Origin of the sequence: Rappaport israeli (assembly GCF_001888055.1) — a bacterium.
Classification (GTDB): domain Bacteria; phylum Pseudomonadota; class Gammaproteobacteria; order Cardiobacteriales; family Cardiobacteriaceae; genus Rappaport; species Rappaport israeli.
In genome coordinates this window covers 13,471-27,068 of record NZ_LXHZ01000025.1, presented here as the reverse complement: position 1 = coordinate 27,068, position 13,598 = coordinate 13,471, and the positions used below count along the sequence as shown (strand labels likewise).

Below are 13,598 nucleotides of genomic sequence, written 5' to 3'. Positions count from 1 at the left end.
TATTCTTAATTAAAACAACACACTATTAATATTGACCGCATCCTGCCATTTTTCATAATACGACTGAACACTTTGCAAAGAATCCAAATAAAATCGATAGTTGCGCGTATGAACATCAAACTGCTCTTCCTCAATTAAATGCCCATTGTGCACCACAAAAGGCGGAAGATAGTTCATACCGCATAATTTAAACGTCATCTCCAACGGCAACAAATAATCGCGCACCGCATAGCGATACCCCTGCCCTCTACGAAAACTATAATCACGCCCCCCAGTAGAAGTAATCACCCCAAAATATTTTCCGCGCAAAGCATGAGCATTCTCACCATAAGAAAAATTATATTCTAAAACAACATCTTGCCAGTGCTTTAAAATACTAGGCGTTGAAAACCAATAAAAAGGAAACTGCATTAAAACAATCTCATGCTCCATTAAAAGCGCCTGCTCGCGCTCCACATGAATAAAATCATCTGGATAATTGGCATACAAATCATGCACCGTCACATGACTCGTTTTCCGAGCAATTTCTAGCCAACGCGCATGCACCCTTGATAAATGCAACGCTGGATGAGCAAATAACAATAAAACCCTAGCTGCCATAACCCGCCTCCTTAGAAGTTTTTGCAACAATTGCTAACGCATGAATCTCGCGCCCCATCAATTGTGCCAAAATCTTGTAAATCCATTGATGTCGCTGGACTTGCCCTTTTCCAGCAAAAGCCTCACTCACAATAAATAACGAAAAATGCCCTGCCCCACCATGTCCAACATGCCCCACATGTAAATGCGATTCATCGACCAGCTCAAGCGCCTCCACTGGCAAAGCCTCTCTTAATAACCGCTCCATTGTTTCCATACGCACTGCATTATCCATCACCCTATTCCTCACGTTTTATATAGTCGCGCAACCATACAAACTGCACCAACATAAACACCAGCGTCATCCCCATCAACCCCCATAATTTAAACCCCACCCAAAAATCATCTGAAAAAGTCAACGCCACCACCGCATTGACCACCCCCTCAACAAGAAAAAACACCACCCAAGCCATATTCAAACGAACCCACAACCTATTAGGCATCGTCAAAACACCGCCAAGCATCTTTTTGGTTAAATTCTCTCGCCCTACCCATTGACTACCAAAGAAAACCGCCGCAATCACCCCATTTAAAATCGTCGGCTTAAGCTTTACAAACAACGGATTATGCAACACCAACGTAATCGCCCCTAGCACCCAAATCACCAACGCCGTCAACCATACCCGTCGCTCAATCACCCGACCACGCCATTTTAACCAGCCAATCTGCACCGCCACCGCCAGCATAAGCGCCACAGTCGCCACATACATCGCCACCTCAGAATAGCCCAACACTCGCGCCAACACATAAGCGCCAATAAACACCAAAACTGGAAAAAAATCCTGCATTTAAAACTCCTGAAACTACCGCCCCGCCACCGCCAATAAAGAAACCTTCTCAGCACCTGCTATCTTCAACATCCGCGCCGCCTCTTGTGCCGTCGCCCCAGAAGTAACCACATCATCAACCAACAGCACATGCCCTGACACCGCCCGCCTTATCGCAAACGCCCCACGAATATTTGCAAAACGCAACGCATCAGAATGAAGAGAGGATTGCGCAACTCGCGCACTTTTAACCAACACCCCATCCACCATCGCCGCACCCGTTACCTTTGCCACCGCACGCGCTAAAAAGCGCGATTGATTAAATCCCCGAACCGCCAACCGTCGCTTAGCAATCGGCATTGGCACAACCATCTCCACCGCCAAATCCGCCATCTGCGCCACACGCCCAGCCAAACGCTCAAGCACCAACAACGCCCCACGGTCGCGCCCATATTTTGCTTTTAACAAACACTCACGCACCACAAAACCATAATGATAACCAACAAACACCTCATCTAACGCATGAGGCACACGCAAACACCGCCCACATTTCAGCCCAGCGCGCCCCATCTTTCGCGTACAACACACACAATGCACACCAAAAGCCACCAAATCATGCTCACACTGCCCACACAGCCAATCCCCATTTGCGCACACACCACACAACGCCGACCCAAAAAATCCGCAAAACCCTGCTCAAACCCCGACCACCAAACACGAACATCCACCGCATACAACCCTAATTAGACAAACTCGCCTGCGCCAATGCCTCCAACAACGGACGATGCAAATAAGCATTAGCACACACCACCCCACCATTTTCCAGCATATTCGCCTCACCAGCAAAATCCGTTACAATCGCCCCCGCCTCCTGCGCAATCAACACCCCCGCGGCAATATCCCAACTATTTAAATTCATCTCAAAAAAACCATCCTGCCGCCCACACGCCACATAGCACAAATCCAACGCCGCCGCCCCCAAACGACGAACATCTGAAAAAACAGACAAAGCCGCAGGCAAATACGCATATTGTTGCGCTAACAATTTAGGCTCACGATAAGGAAACCCCGTCGCCACAACCCCACGCCCCCCATCTCGCAACCGACTTGTGCGAATACGACGCTCATTTAACAACGCCCCCTCACCACGCGCCGCCATAAAACACTCATCCACCACAGGATTATAAACCAACCCCACCTCAAGCTTTCCCTGATGCACCAACGCAATCGAAACCGCAAAAATAGGCAAGCCATGCAAAAAATTTGCCGTGCCATCTAAAGGGTCAATAATCCACTGATACTCACTTTTTTTCGCCCCATCAGCAGGCGTATCTCCGCCCTCCTCGCCCAAAATATCATGATGAGGGAATTTATCGTGCAAAACTCGCCGAATCGCCATCTCCGCCTGCTGGTCAACCGCGCTAACCAAATCCCCCCGCCCCTTTTCATGAACCTGAATTTGGTCTAACTGACGAAACCCACGCATAATCACCTTTCCTGCCTCATCTGCGGCGCGTCGCGCAATCGTTAACATCGGATGCATAGCCTAACTCCAAAATAAAAGCCAAAGATACATTTAAAAAAATCACAGCCACTGCATAAACCAATCCAAAAACAATGAGACACAACAAATAATCAATAAATCATTGAAATCAAATCAATTCAAACAACAGCAAAATAGAGGCGCGTATTTTAACAGCGCAGCCCTTGAAAGCCAATGCAACAACCCACTCTTCCCAGTTTTATCTTTTTGCATCAAAACCAAAAAAATAAAAACTCAACAAAAACAAAAAACTAACAAAAAACTTAGCTTAATTTGATTTTTTACCCATAAAAAACTTGCACACCCAAATAAAAACCGTATAATGCGCAACTTCAATCACACGGGTGCTTAGCTCAGTTGGTAGAGCATCGCCCTTACAAGGCGAGGGTCATAGGTTCGAGTCCTATAGCACCCACCAAAAACGGAGTGGTAGTTCAGTTGGTTAGAATACCTGCCTGTCACGCAGGGGGTCGCGGGTTCGAGTCCCGTCCATTCCGCCATTTTATAAAAAACCGCTTAAAGAAGCGGTTTTTTGCGCCTAAAGAAAATAATTCTATCTAATCGCAGACCCAAAAAATAAACTTTTAAAATCAATCCGTTGATATCCTTTACCCCCTTTCATCGCTTTACCAAAAATGCCTTTTAATCCTAGCATTTATCCAATTTGCAGATTAAAGCAAGCACAGTAAGAACATAGAGGCGCACAAGCGCTACTTTTATAAGATTTGAGCGCCACCAGCATAAATAAACTCAGAGAAAGCAACGGTAACCCTACAAATAACCTTTTTAGAACTTGTGCACCAATGATAGGCACGCTAAAACCTTTTGAAGATTCATTGAGACTTTGGCGCAATGCGCTTTCTACGTTATAGGTAATATGCCCATTCATCGCATGAGCACCATAGACATCGCACAAATCAATGTAAGAAAACGCGTTTTATACAAAATAATCTACTTATAGCCTTAAAAGCATCGCGCAAAAAATATTTATTGCTTAGAGTACAAATTAAATACAAATCTATCCTTTCTACCCAAAACATGCTTATTTTTTATCTAAATAGATATAGTCGGAGAAGTGAAAAAGTAGTACAAGGCGGCGAGCCGCAGACAGTACAAGAGCGTACGGCAAGGCGAGCCAACGCTGTAATACTTTTTCAATTCTTTGACTATACTGTTGTAAATCCCGATAGGATAACATATAAGTCTTTTTTATTTACACTTATATGATTGAACTCAATATTTCTAATCCTCAGCATCTATAGCGTTCAATCCTAAGCGTATCCATTGTTTTGCCTGAACATAATGTTCATAAATGGCATTATACAAAGCGTCCTCACTTAAGATGCTATGCGCCTCACCGCTATAATGTAATTTCAAATCTTGGCGCTCAAAATCCTCAAGCCACTGCGTACTATGATAGTAGCGCTTAAGTTGTTGCAAAATTGTTTCGCTTTCTTGCCATAGCGTTTGCGCAGTGGCTAATTGTTGTTGTAAAACACAAAATCGTTCAAAGCATAATTGCAAGGCTTGCGGGTCAAAAGAATTCATCTATACTCTCAATCTTAAAAACATCATTATTGCATAATCTATCACAACAATTTTAAACCTTATGAGCAATTCCGTCACGTCTTCTTTTTACGCTTTAAAGTCTTTACAAACCTACACGCACACCGCTAAAGGCAGTAAATTCATTGCCTACGCGCGCAATATTTCCAGCGTTGAGACAGCTGAGAGTTATCTTAAAGAACTTAAACAAGAACACCCTAAGGCACGCCATCATTGCTATGCTTATCGTCTTGGCGAACAAGGCGAAAACAGCCGTATCAATGATGACGGCGAACCTTCAGGCACAGCAGGATTACCTATTTACAATCAAATCCAGTCTTTTGAGCTGAGCAATACCATTGTTGTGGTGGTGCGATATTTTGGCGGAACTTTACTGGGTGTTTCGGGATTGATTAAAGCCTATAAAGAAGCCACCCATGGGGCTTTGCTTAATGCGCCAACCAAACGTCTTATTCCAGCGCGCACGCTCTCTTTAAACATTGACTATCCTCATGTTAATGCCCTAATGCAAATTATTGAGCGCCATCGTCTTTTAATTGTGCATCAAGAGATGGGCATGCAATGCCACTACCGCCTACGCTATCCTCTAAGCTTAAAAGCCCAACTTGAACAAGAGCTTAACGCCATTGAAAGCCTTTCTCTTCTTAATTCAGACTAAATCATAAATAAATTTTTCTCTTATTCTTTCCCCATCACCGCTAACAAAAAATCTAAAATATAAAAAGCCATACCCTAAAGAGTATGGCTTAGCGTGGTCTTTATAGTTATGACAAACGCTTATTTTTTAGCAGGCTGGTCTTTAGCAGGCTGGTCTTTGGTTTCAACAACATTACCATAACCAGTATCATTAATTTTTTCAGCATCAACCTCCACTACTGTTTTAGTCACCACGCCAGCATCGGTTTTAGCTTTATCTGCACCAGCATCTTTTAATTCTACAAATTCAGTTGCAGGTTTGACTTGCTCCATCAAATCATTATTCCATTGCCCATCAACACGAATTTGAGCCAAAGCACCAAAATTAATTCCTTCAATTAGGTTGTGATTTAAATAAACATAGGTACCAGGTTGTTTAAAGGTATACATCGCCGCCCCTGCTGAACCTGCCGTAATATGCCATGTTTCTAGATCTTGTGCTGGACTATCCGCCAAGTTCCCGCGCTCCCAAACATACTCACCATGTCCACCAATCAAGTGTGGGAAACTACGGCGATTGGCTTGTGAGTGATAAATCATCACTGTTTCACCTACTTTAGACTGCATTGCATTATCACCTGTCAATTGCCCGACACTTTCGCCAAAGACAATATGTGTTGGGGTGAGCGTATCCATAACGACCTTATCATCAGCAAAAGAGGCAGCAGGATTGTCATAGCGCTTAAACTTGCCATTTTCATCTTTTGGAATGTAGTAATCTTGCTCGCCAATATAGAAAGCTTTGTCATAATGAAGCGCATTGCCATCTTTATCTTTCAAACCCTCTTTGGGCAATACTGTGATTGCGCCATTCATTCCGTGCACAACATGCCACGGAATCATCGCACCACCAGGCGCGCAATGATAAATAAACACACCTGGTTTAGTTGCCTTAAAGCGCAAAACCACTTCCTGACCTGGAGCAATCTCGGTTAACTGTCCACCCCCTAATGCACCTGTTGAGGCGTGGAAATCAATATTATGCACCAAAGAGTTATTAGAGGCATTTCTAAGCGTTAGCTCTACATAATCCCCTTCATGCACTACCATCATTGGACCTGGCACATGTCCATCAAAGGTAAATGCCCACATAAACACACCTGGCTCAACCTCAATCTCACGCTCTACAATCGTCATTTCCATTTCAACAATGCGAGGTTTCTCAGGCGCTTGCAAAGAGTGTTCAGGCACCGCTGGGGCGGGCAATAACTCTTGCTTAACCCGCTCTAAATGCGCAATATCAGCTTGTGTACCAACGGTATAACCATCTAGACCGCCTGTATGCGCTTGTGCAAAAATAGGCGCACTTATGCCCAAAACACCCACTAACGTTGATGCCAAAGCAACACCACGCACTGCCAAAGCCAACTGTAAAACATGATTTTTTCTTTTCATATCATTCTCCTTCGTGTGAATAAACATGCCTCTAACAAAAGAGATATTAAACATTTTTTATTAAAAGTGCAATAATTTTTTATAACATTTTAATAACAAGCATCATTACTACTGCCCATCCGAATAATTTTTGCTTGAGCAATGCCTTTTTAGCTCAATATCGGGCAGGCGCTTTTTCTCTTTTAAATCATAGCGAAACAGTTTAGAAGAGCGTGCTCTTGTTGCCAGCACCAGCTTACTATCGCCCGTCACCCAAATACTCCAAATATCCTCATCATTGCCAAAATGGAAATCCTCCCCCGCCTCAAGGTCATCAAGGGTCGAATCGTCAATGCCTCCACGCCACCAGCAATTAAATAATCATCTAGCCAGCCTGTTCTGACCTCTGTAACTGGAAAGCCTACATTTACTGTCTGAGGAACATCTGGCGTGTCTGACCAGCGATCATACACCACGACCTCACCACTTAAATCTGCAAAAACAACTCGCCTTGTTGCCCCATCCACATAAGGTTTAACCAGACGCCTATTGAGATGGCGCGAATCATATAATTCATGCACAGCCACCACTTCTGCTTGGTCAATATCATAAATAAAAGCCTTATCGCGTAATAGCTATTTACAGCCAAAATACCATCTTCAAAACTTGGCGCCCCACTGCCCAAACCATAATCATATCCCAAATTAATAGTTTCCCATTGTTGATTAGGGGCGCTAAAGCTATAGCGATAAATCAATGGCGTATTTTCCTGCATAATCCAAAACGTCTGGCTAAAAATACTAAATATCGTCTCAAAGCGCGTGTAAAGATTTTGAAAACGCCTTGGCAATACGGTGAGGGTTTCACTGTCGCGCGCATACATCCCCACCTGCTCTTCTAATACCACGGCAATATTGGGTGTATTAGGCACAAAACGCAAATCATAGACCGCTGCAGGCGTTTTTACCTTCTTAGTTTCCAACGTCTGCAAATCGACAATATAAAATGCCCAATTATCTTTATCGCTATAGGCTAGCAATGGTTCATCCGTACTAGAGGCAAACACTTTTGCTGCAACCTGCGTTCGCAAAAGCCCCACCTGTTCTCCCAAATCCACATCCACCACCGCGATACTTGGCAAGCCCGCATCAGCGATAAAGGCATATTGTGTTGGACTATTCCAAGACTGCGCGGACGATTGCGCGCGCACCACCCCCACAATCCCGAACAATAATGCACCCAGTGCCCATATTTTAATGATTTGTTTCATACGCTTGCATCGCCTGAGCAATTCGTTGAGTGAGCAACTCTGAGCCTGTTTGATAATCAAACACATCCACCAGATCTCGCGTCTTTGGAGCTAACAAATAAATATAAGTGCTGTGATAGACAATATACCCCTCAGGCAAATCAGGCGGGGTAACCTTTTTGCCTTCATAGCGATAACCATATGAAGCATTAAATTGTTTTACAACCGCATCAATCGCTTCTAAAGAACCCGTTAGCCCTATAATCCGTTTATCAAAAAATTGCACATATTGATTTAGGCGCTGCGCATCATCTCGTATGGGGTCAATCGTAATAAAAAGAGGCTGTAAGCGCTCAGGCTGTTCAAGCGTTGCCATGACATCTTTTAACTCAAACAACGTCGTTGGGCATACATCTGGACAGAATGTAAAACCAAATACCACCAACAAAAATTGGTCAGCGAAATCTTTTTGCGTAACCACCTGCCCATCAGCGCCCTCAAGTGTAAATTCATAGGATTTATTCTGCGCCTGCGCCTGCGCTAGTACAAACAACATCATCAACCCTAACATTAAACGTTGCATTGCTCGCATTACATCCTCCTTTTCTCAACACATAAAAAAATCCGCGACCAAACCAACTCAGCCGCGGAAACAGACTAACACACAGATAAATTAAGCCGATTCATCTGCCACATCCGCCTCGGTTGTTTCGGGCACATACGCCATATCTTTATGACGAAGTCCCAATACTACCTGAGCCGTAACCGCGAAGGCACCAACGATAAACACCACATCGCCAATGGTACGCAACCAACGCAAGGTAATCAAGATATCCGATTGCATCACCTCCTCACTACGCGCATACCAAAGCCCTTTGCTAATTGCGGCATAGGCTTGAATAACACCGTGCGGTAAAAGTGTAACAAACATCATCAACGCCAAACCTAAGTTGAGCGACCAAAACGCGGTTTTCATCAATTTATCGTTAAATTGCAACGTTGGCTTGATATAGCGCAACACCAGCAAAACAAAACCAAGCGATAAAAACCCATAGACACCGAATAAAGCGCCATGTGCATGGTTAGCCGTCGTATTCAATCCTTGAATATAGAATAATGAGATTGGGGGATTGATTAAAAAGCCAAACACACCCGCCCCTAACATATTCCAAAACGCCACCGCAATAAAACACATCAAAGGCCATTTTAAGCGCTTCATCCATGGTGCGCGTTTTTGTAACGACCAGTTTCATACGCCTCATAGCCCAAAATCACCAAAGGCACGACTTCAAGCGCTGAAAACATTGCGCCAAAAGCCATAATTGGCGTCGTAGTTCCTGAGAAATACAAATGGTGGAACGTTCCTGGTACGCCACCAACCATAAATAAAATGGCTGATAACAAACTTGCAACCGTTGCCGATTCACGCCCAACCAATCCTAAATTATAGAAAATAAACGCCAATGCCACTGTCGCAAACACTTCAAAGAAGCCTTCAACCCACAGATGCACAATCCACCAGCGCCAATATTCCATAATAGATAGATTAGTATGCTCTCCATAGAACAAACCAGAACCATAGAACAAACCAATTGCACCAATAGCAAGCGTAAGCAATACCAACAAATGATTATCCCCTGGTGCTTTTAAGGCTGCCCAAACGCCACGCAACATCAACACCAACCAGAAAATCAAACCAATATAAAGCGCCAACTGCCAAAAACGACCAAGCTCTACAAACTCATAGCCCTGATGTCCAAACCAGAAATTTAAACCATCAGGCATCCAGCCTTTAATTGCGGTGAACTGCCCCAAAAATGAGCCCGACACCACCACTAAAAGCGCAATAAACAACACATCGACACCTAGTTTTTGATAAGCAGGGTCTTTCCCCCCATTAATAATAGGCACTAAAAACAGACCAGCGGCTAAGAACGCCGTTGCAATCCAAAAAATAGCCGATTGAATATGCCAAGTTCTTGACAAACTGTAGGGCAACAACTGAGAGACATCTATGCCATAAAACTGTTGTCCTTCAATGGTATAGTGCGCGGTAAATCCTCCTAATAACACCTGCACACAAAACAGCGCCACCACAACAAATAAATACTTCCCTAGCGCACGCTGTGAAGGCGTTAAACGCACCAACGATAAAGGGTCTTTTTCTGGCGCTTGCACCACATCAGGCTCATGATTGCCATAAAACGACCAAATCCAAATAATAAAGCCAATTCCAAATAACAATAACACCACAGAAGCAACCGACCAAATCACATTCTCAGGCGTTGGCACATTATCAATCAACGGCTCATGCGGCCAGTTGTTTGTATAAGTAACCTCTAAATCTGGACGATTCGTAGAAGCCGCCCATGCCGACCAAAAGAAAAATCCCGCCATATCCGCGCGTTTCTCCGCGCTTGCTAAAGTATTTTCTTTCATCGCATAATGCTCACGGCGCTGTTGTAGCGTCGCATCATCCCCAAATAAACGCTGATAATACTGCGCAACCTCATCAATTGCCGCTAAGCGAGTCTCAGACAAGACCACCGTATCGCTTGCCTTGTCATAGGTATTTGTCCGAAAATCTTGCTTTGCTGCAAATTCCAGCGCATTTTGTTGCTCAGGCAAAAGTGCGTCATAAGATTGACCATATTGCGCCTGCGCTTGCAATTCAAGCCATGCCAACAATTCACGATGCAACCAATCCGCCGTCCAATCAGGGGCTTGATACGCGCCATGCCCCCACACACTCCCCACCGACATACCACCGATGGATTGCCAAGCGCTTTGACCCTTTAAAATACCCTCACGTGTTAGCACCACCTCACCTGAAGGTGATACAAACCGCTCTGGCACAGGTGGCGCTTCACGATAAACCTCACGTCCGTAATATCCCAACACTGTAAACGTTACAACCATTGTGGCGATTAACAGACCCCACAACCATTTATACGACTTCATTTTCTACTCCCGCAGTTATAAAACACCGCAACATAGTAAAAAATTAAGCCTATTTTTTCCTTGATATACATCAACCCAATGGCATTTTTATCCCCAATTTTGCAACACTCTAAACCTATAAGACATAAAAAAAGATGGGGCGAACCCCATCTTTTCCTTTCAAAAGCACTAAAACGCCACTAAACCTGTTTAAGCCTAAGGTCTGGCAAGTGTTTTCTGTTTCGTCATTTCTACATTAAAAATTGCATTATCTTGACCCAGCAACGACCCTGTAATCTCCGTTGCTTTCGGGCCAAAAAATCACCTTTTAACTCTTTATAGAATGTTTCCTTTGTTTTTAAAGAAGCTGGAGCATTATCTCCCCATGTAAAGTCGTTTTTATCAAAATAAACTTCCCCTCGTGCATCGGGAGCAAAGTTTTTCTCTGAAATATTTAAAACAGTTGCTGAATTCTCTAAATCTGATTGTTCATACCCTGAAAAGTCTTTTGCCGCGCTATTGACTAATTTTATTTGGTCAATCTTTCCTTTAATTTTCACATCATTACTATTGCCAAATTTCACATCCAACTGCATCTTAGCCGTTACATTACGTCCAATAACTTCACCATCATAGATAGCATTTAGATTCTTGGGTAAATCAGCATTCTTATTTGCAACTGAAATCGTTTTTTCACCTGCAATAGTAATGCCATCTTGTACTCTAGTTCCAATTCCAAAAACATTATCCTTTGTTGAATTAAGACCAAATAATGCCTCCAACTTTTTATTCTCAAAATCACTGGTCAGCACAGCTACAGAATAAGGCGCGCGGTAGGCTTTATATTTTCCAATTTTCACATCATTATTCCACCCCACCACATCTTTAACACTTCCATCAGAATTATACTGAGCCGCTTGACTATAAATATCTAGCTCAATATCGCCTTCTTTAAGTCCGTGCTTGGTCAATGCATCATTCAAATTATAATAATAAGGGAAAGTAGCTCCATTAAATTTATAAGGTTTGTCCAATATTTTAATGGCGTTAATGTAGGAACCAACACTTTTCAATCCTGCCGTAGAAACTTCAGAGGGCGCTTTAACATATAGCTCTTGTTGCGTTAGTTCTTTGCCAGTATCTGGATGAACCAGTTTTTTACTGTTACTATCATATTGAACTTTTTTATAAGACCCTGCAGCGTCTTTTACATATAAAAGGTCTTCTAATGTCTTATCAACATTTATATTAGAAAAGTTGCCATTTTCACGATAAGCAAATTGCTCTTCTAATTTTTCTTTATCAGCCCCTGTCGCGCCATTCCCTAGCTGGAATTGCCTAACTTTTGCAACAGTCGTACCGTCTGTTTTTTCAAAATTAACAGAAGGATTGAATGTAATCAGCTTTCTACTAACCAAATCCGACCAAAGTCCCGTAGTATGCTGTGAATTATATTCGATATTACTTAAGGCATGTCTATCTTTAGTTTCTTCTGGTGCTACAGGCATGAAGTTAGAATTTTTCTTTGGTGGTGTAGGTAGATTAGGTGCTGGAATACTAGGCGAAGGTTGTTGAGGTTGTTGAGGTTGTTGAGGTTGTTGAGGTTGTTGAGGTTGTTGAGGTTGTTGAGGTTGTTGTTCTTTCACTGGTGGATTGCTTGGCGGCACAAAATCATGATTTGCTGAACTGCCGCCACAAGCGGTTAATGCCAAAGCGCTAAAAATAGCAAGCGCAAGCGGTTGGTATCGTTTCATTTTAGAGCTCCAAAAAATTAAAGACCGATTAAAATTTATACAAAAAAATGTGCGCTATGAAAAATTTTGATTAAAGAATATTTATAATCAAGCGCGCGGCGCGGGCGCGAAATTTTATACGATTATTTTTAATCTGTAAATCATTATCGCTGATTCAATGATTGATTAGGCACAACCCAATTCCTGTATTAAATACCCGTTTCTAAAACCAAAAAGCACTCACAAAAAACCCAATCTTCCGCCAAAATATTTTTAACGCCGATTGGGTTTTGAAAAAAGAATAAACGCGATTATTTAGGCTTAGGGCTTCCCATGACAGTGGCGAACATTTTTCCTTGCGGTAAGCCTTGAATGGATTGAATGTCGCCTTTTTCATCAAAATAATAACTGCTTGGTGTGGCGAACAATCCTAATGAGCGCATCAGTTTGTTGTTTTCTTCTACCAATGCCGTTCCTTTTGCAACGAGTTCTTTATCAATTTTAATCCCTCCTTTACTATGGCGTTCGCGGTTAATGCCAAGCGCTTTTTCAGGGTCTTCACTGGCGAGAATTACCGCGGCTTTCTCCAAACTGCTAGGCGCTAAAATGCCTACAACAATATGGCGAAATTGGACTAATCCTGCATCAATCCATGGGCTGGCTTGGGTTCGAAAACGATGGCAATAGGGGCAATTGGGGTCTGTAAAAGTGTAGATGATTTGCTTGGCATCTGGCTGCCATCTAGCGTCCAATGTGCTGCTTCGAGTTTAGCAAGCGCATTTTGATTCATCGGTGCAATCACCATCTCTTCAATATAGCGCTCACTGATATTCTCACCTTTATCATTCATCATTGTGCCCAAAATAACGTGCTTTTTATCGGGGGTGAGATAAAACGAAATGGGCTGCCCAGCCACATGCCCCACATAACCCGTCAAATCATTAGGCGCTGAAAAAGTGCCTGAAATTTCTACGCCATCTGCAATTAGATTTTGTACCACCTTAGGCTCTTCTTGGGTTTGCGCGCTCACGCCTGTGGTGAATAAAAGCGCGAGCGTTAAAATTTTAGTTTGTTTCATAGGATTTCCTTAA

At 43.1% G+C, this 13,598-nt stretch carries 15 protein-coding genes, 2 tRNA genes and 1 pseudogene; 3 read left to right on the top strand and 15 right to left on the bottom strand.

The features are described from left to right. Window positions 1-9: 9 nt before the first annotated feature. The 5 genes from A5N84_RS07440 to A5N84_RS07415 all read right to left on the bottom strand — a co-directional run bounded on the left by A5N84_RS07440 (window position 10) and on the right by A5N84_RS07415 (window position 2,949). Window positions 10-600: an NAD(P)H-dependent oxidoreductase gene (locus A5N84_RS07440; protein ID WP_072281871.1), complete on the bottom strand. Its 591-nt coding sequence runs from the start codon at window positions 598-600 to the stop codon at window positions 10-12. Next, entirely contained in the window at window positions 590-874 is a 285-nt protein-coding gene (locus A5N84_RS07435) for a BolA family protein (protein WP_072281870.1), read from the bottom strand. The genes A5N84_RS07440 and A5N84_RS07435 overlap by 11 nt, the downstream gene beginning before the upstream one ends. Window positions 875-878: 4 nt before the next feature. Next, on the bottom strand, window positions 879-1,427 hold the full coding sequence (locus tag A5N84_RS07430; RefSeq protein WP_072281869.1) for an inner membrane-spanning protein YciB: 549 nt from the start codon (window positions 1,425-1,427) through the stop codon (window positions 879-881). 15 nt (window positions 1,428-1,442) lie between these two features. Next, the gene (locus A5N84_RS07425; RefSeq protein ID WP_158008680.1) at window positions 1,443-2,072 is read right to left on the bottom strand and encodes a ComF family protein; all 630 of its coding nucleotides are present in this window, start codon (window positions 2,070-2,072) and stop codon (window positions 1,443-1,445) included. A gap of 73 nt (window positions 2,073-2,145) precedes the next feature. After that, window positions 2,146-2,949, bottom strand: a complete 804-nt coding sequence (locus tag A5N84_RS07415) for an inositol monophosphatase family protein (protein ID WP_072281866.1) — start codon at window positions 2,947-2,949, stop codon at window positions 2,146-2,148. A gap of 342 nt (window positions 2,950-3,291) precedes the next feature. Here A5N84_RS07415 and A5N84_RS07410 point away from each other — a divergent pair. Next, window positions 3,292-3,367: transfer RNA gene (locus tag A5N84_RS07410), tRNA-Val, on the top strand. A gap of 5 nt (window positions 3,368-3,372) precedes the next feature. Next, window positions 3,373-3,449, top strand: a tRNA-Asp gene (locus A5N84_RS07405). 155 nt (window positions 3,450-3,604) lie between these two features. On the opposite strand, the gene A5N84_RS07400 is transcribed toward A5N84_RS07405, so the two are convergent. Together A5N84_RS07400 and A5N84_RS07395 are read right to left on the bottom strand one after the other, a co-directional pair. After that, on the bottom strand, window positions 3,605-3,838 hold the full coding sequence (locus A5N84_RS07400) for a hypothetical protein (RefSeq protein ID WP_072281865.1): 234 nt from the start codon (window positions 3,836-3,838) through the stop codon (window positions 3,605-3,607). A 353-nt stretch (window positions 3,839-4,191) separates the two neighbouring features. Continuing rightward, a complete protein-coding gene (locus A5N84_RS07395; RefSeq protein WP_072281864.1) occupies window positions 4,192-4,497 on the bottom strand; it encodes a DUF4298 domain-containing protein in 306 nt (101 codons plus the stop codon). Between the two features lie 61 nt (window positions 4,498-4,558). Between A5N84_RS07395 and A5N84_RS07390 the strand changes: the two genes are divergently transcribed. Then, window positions 4,559-5,173, top strand: coding sequence for an IMPACT family protein (locus A5N84_RS07390; RefSeq protein WP_072281863.1), 615 nt, complete (start codon window positions 4,559-4,561; stop codon window positions 5,171-5,173). Window positions 5,174-5,292: 119 nt separating this feature from the next. On the opposite strand, the gene nirK is transcribed toward A5N84_RS07390, so the two are convergent. From nirK to A5N84_RS10035, 8 genes and pseudogenes are all read right to left on the bottom strand, one after another. After that, a complete protein-coding gene (nirK, locus tag A5N84_RS07385) occupies window positions 5,293-6,606 on the bottom strand; it encodes a copper-containing nitrite reductase (RefSeq protein WP_078055652.1) in 1,314 nt (437 codons plus the stop codon). 248 nt (window positions 6,607-6,854) lie between these two features. Then, complete coding sequence (locus A5N84_RS07380) at window positions 6,855-7,058, bottom strand: hypothetical protein (protein WP_158008679.1); 204 nt, start codon at window positions 7,056-7,058, stop codon at window positions 6,855-6,857. A gap of 14 nt (window positions 7,059-7,072) precedes the next feature. Further along, the gene (locus A5N84_RS07375) at window positions 7,073-7,855 is read right to left on the bottom strand and encodes a hypothetical protein (protein WP_072281861.1); all 783 of its coding nucleotides are present in this window, start codon (window positions 7,853-7,855) and stop codon (window positions 7,073-7,075) included. Continuing rightward, window positions 7,839-8,426, bottom strand: coding sequence for an SCO family protein (locus tag A5N84_RS07370; protein ID WP_072281860.1), 588 nt, complete (start codon window positions 8,424-8,426; stop codon window positions 7,839-7,841). Before A5N84_RS07370 ends, A5N84_RS07375 begins: the two co-directional genes overlap by 17 nt. A gap of 81 nt (window positions 8,427-8,507) precedes the next feature. After that, window positions 8,508-10,795: pseudogene (locus A5N84_RS12850) on the bottom strand (nitric-oxide reductase large subunit). A 230-nt stretch (window positions 10,796-11,025) separates the two neighbouring features. After that, complete coding sequence (locus tag A5N84_RS10910) at window positions 11,026-12,528, bottom strand: hypothetical protein (protein WP_072281859.1); 1,503 nt, start codon at window positions 12,526-12,528, stop codon at window positions 11,026-11,028. Window positions 12,529-12,818: 290 nt separating this feature from the next. Beyond that, entirely contained in the window at window positions 12,819-13,259 is a 441-nt protein-coding gene (gene dsbG / locus A5N84_RS09630; protein WP_078055651.1) for a thiol:disulfide interchange protein DsbG, read from the bottom strand. Continuing rightward, window positions 13,142-13,585: a hypothetical protein gene (locus A5N84_RS10035; protein WP_143324877.1), complete on the bottom strand. Its 444-nt coding sequence runs from the start codon at window positions 13,583-13,585 to the stop codon at window positions 13,142-13,144. The genes dsbG and A5N84_RS10035 overlap by 118 nt, the downstream gene beginning before the upstream one ends. Window positions 13,586-13,598: the final 13 nt, after the last annotated feature.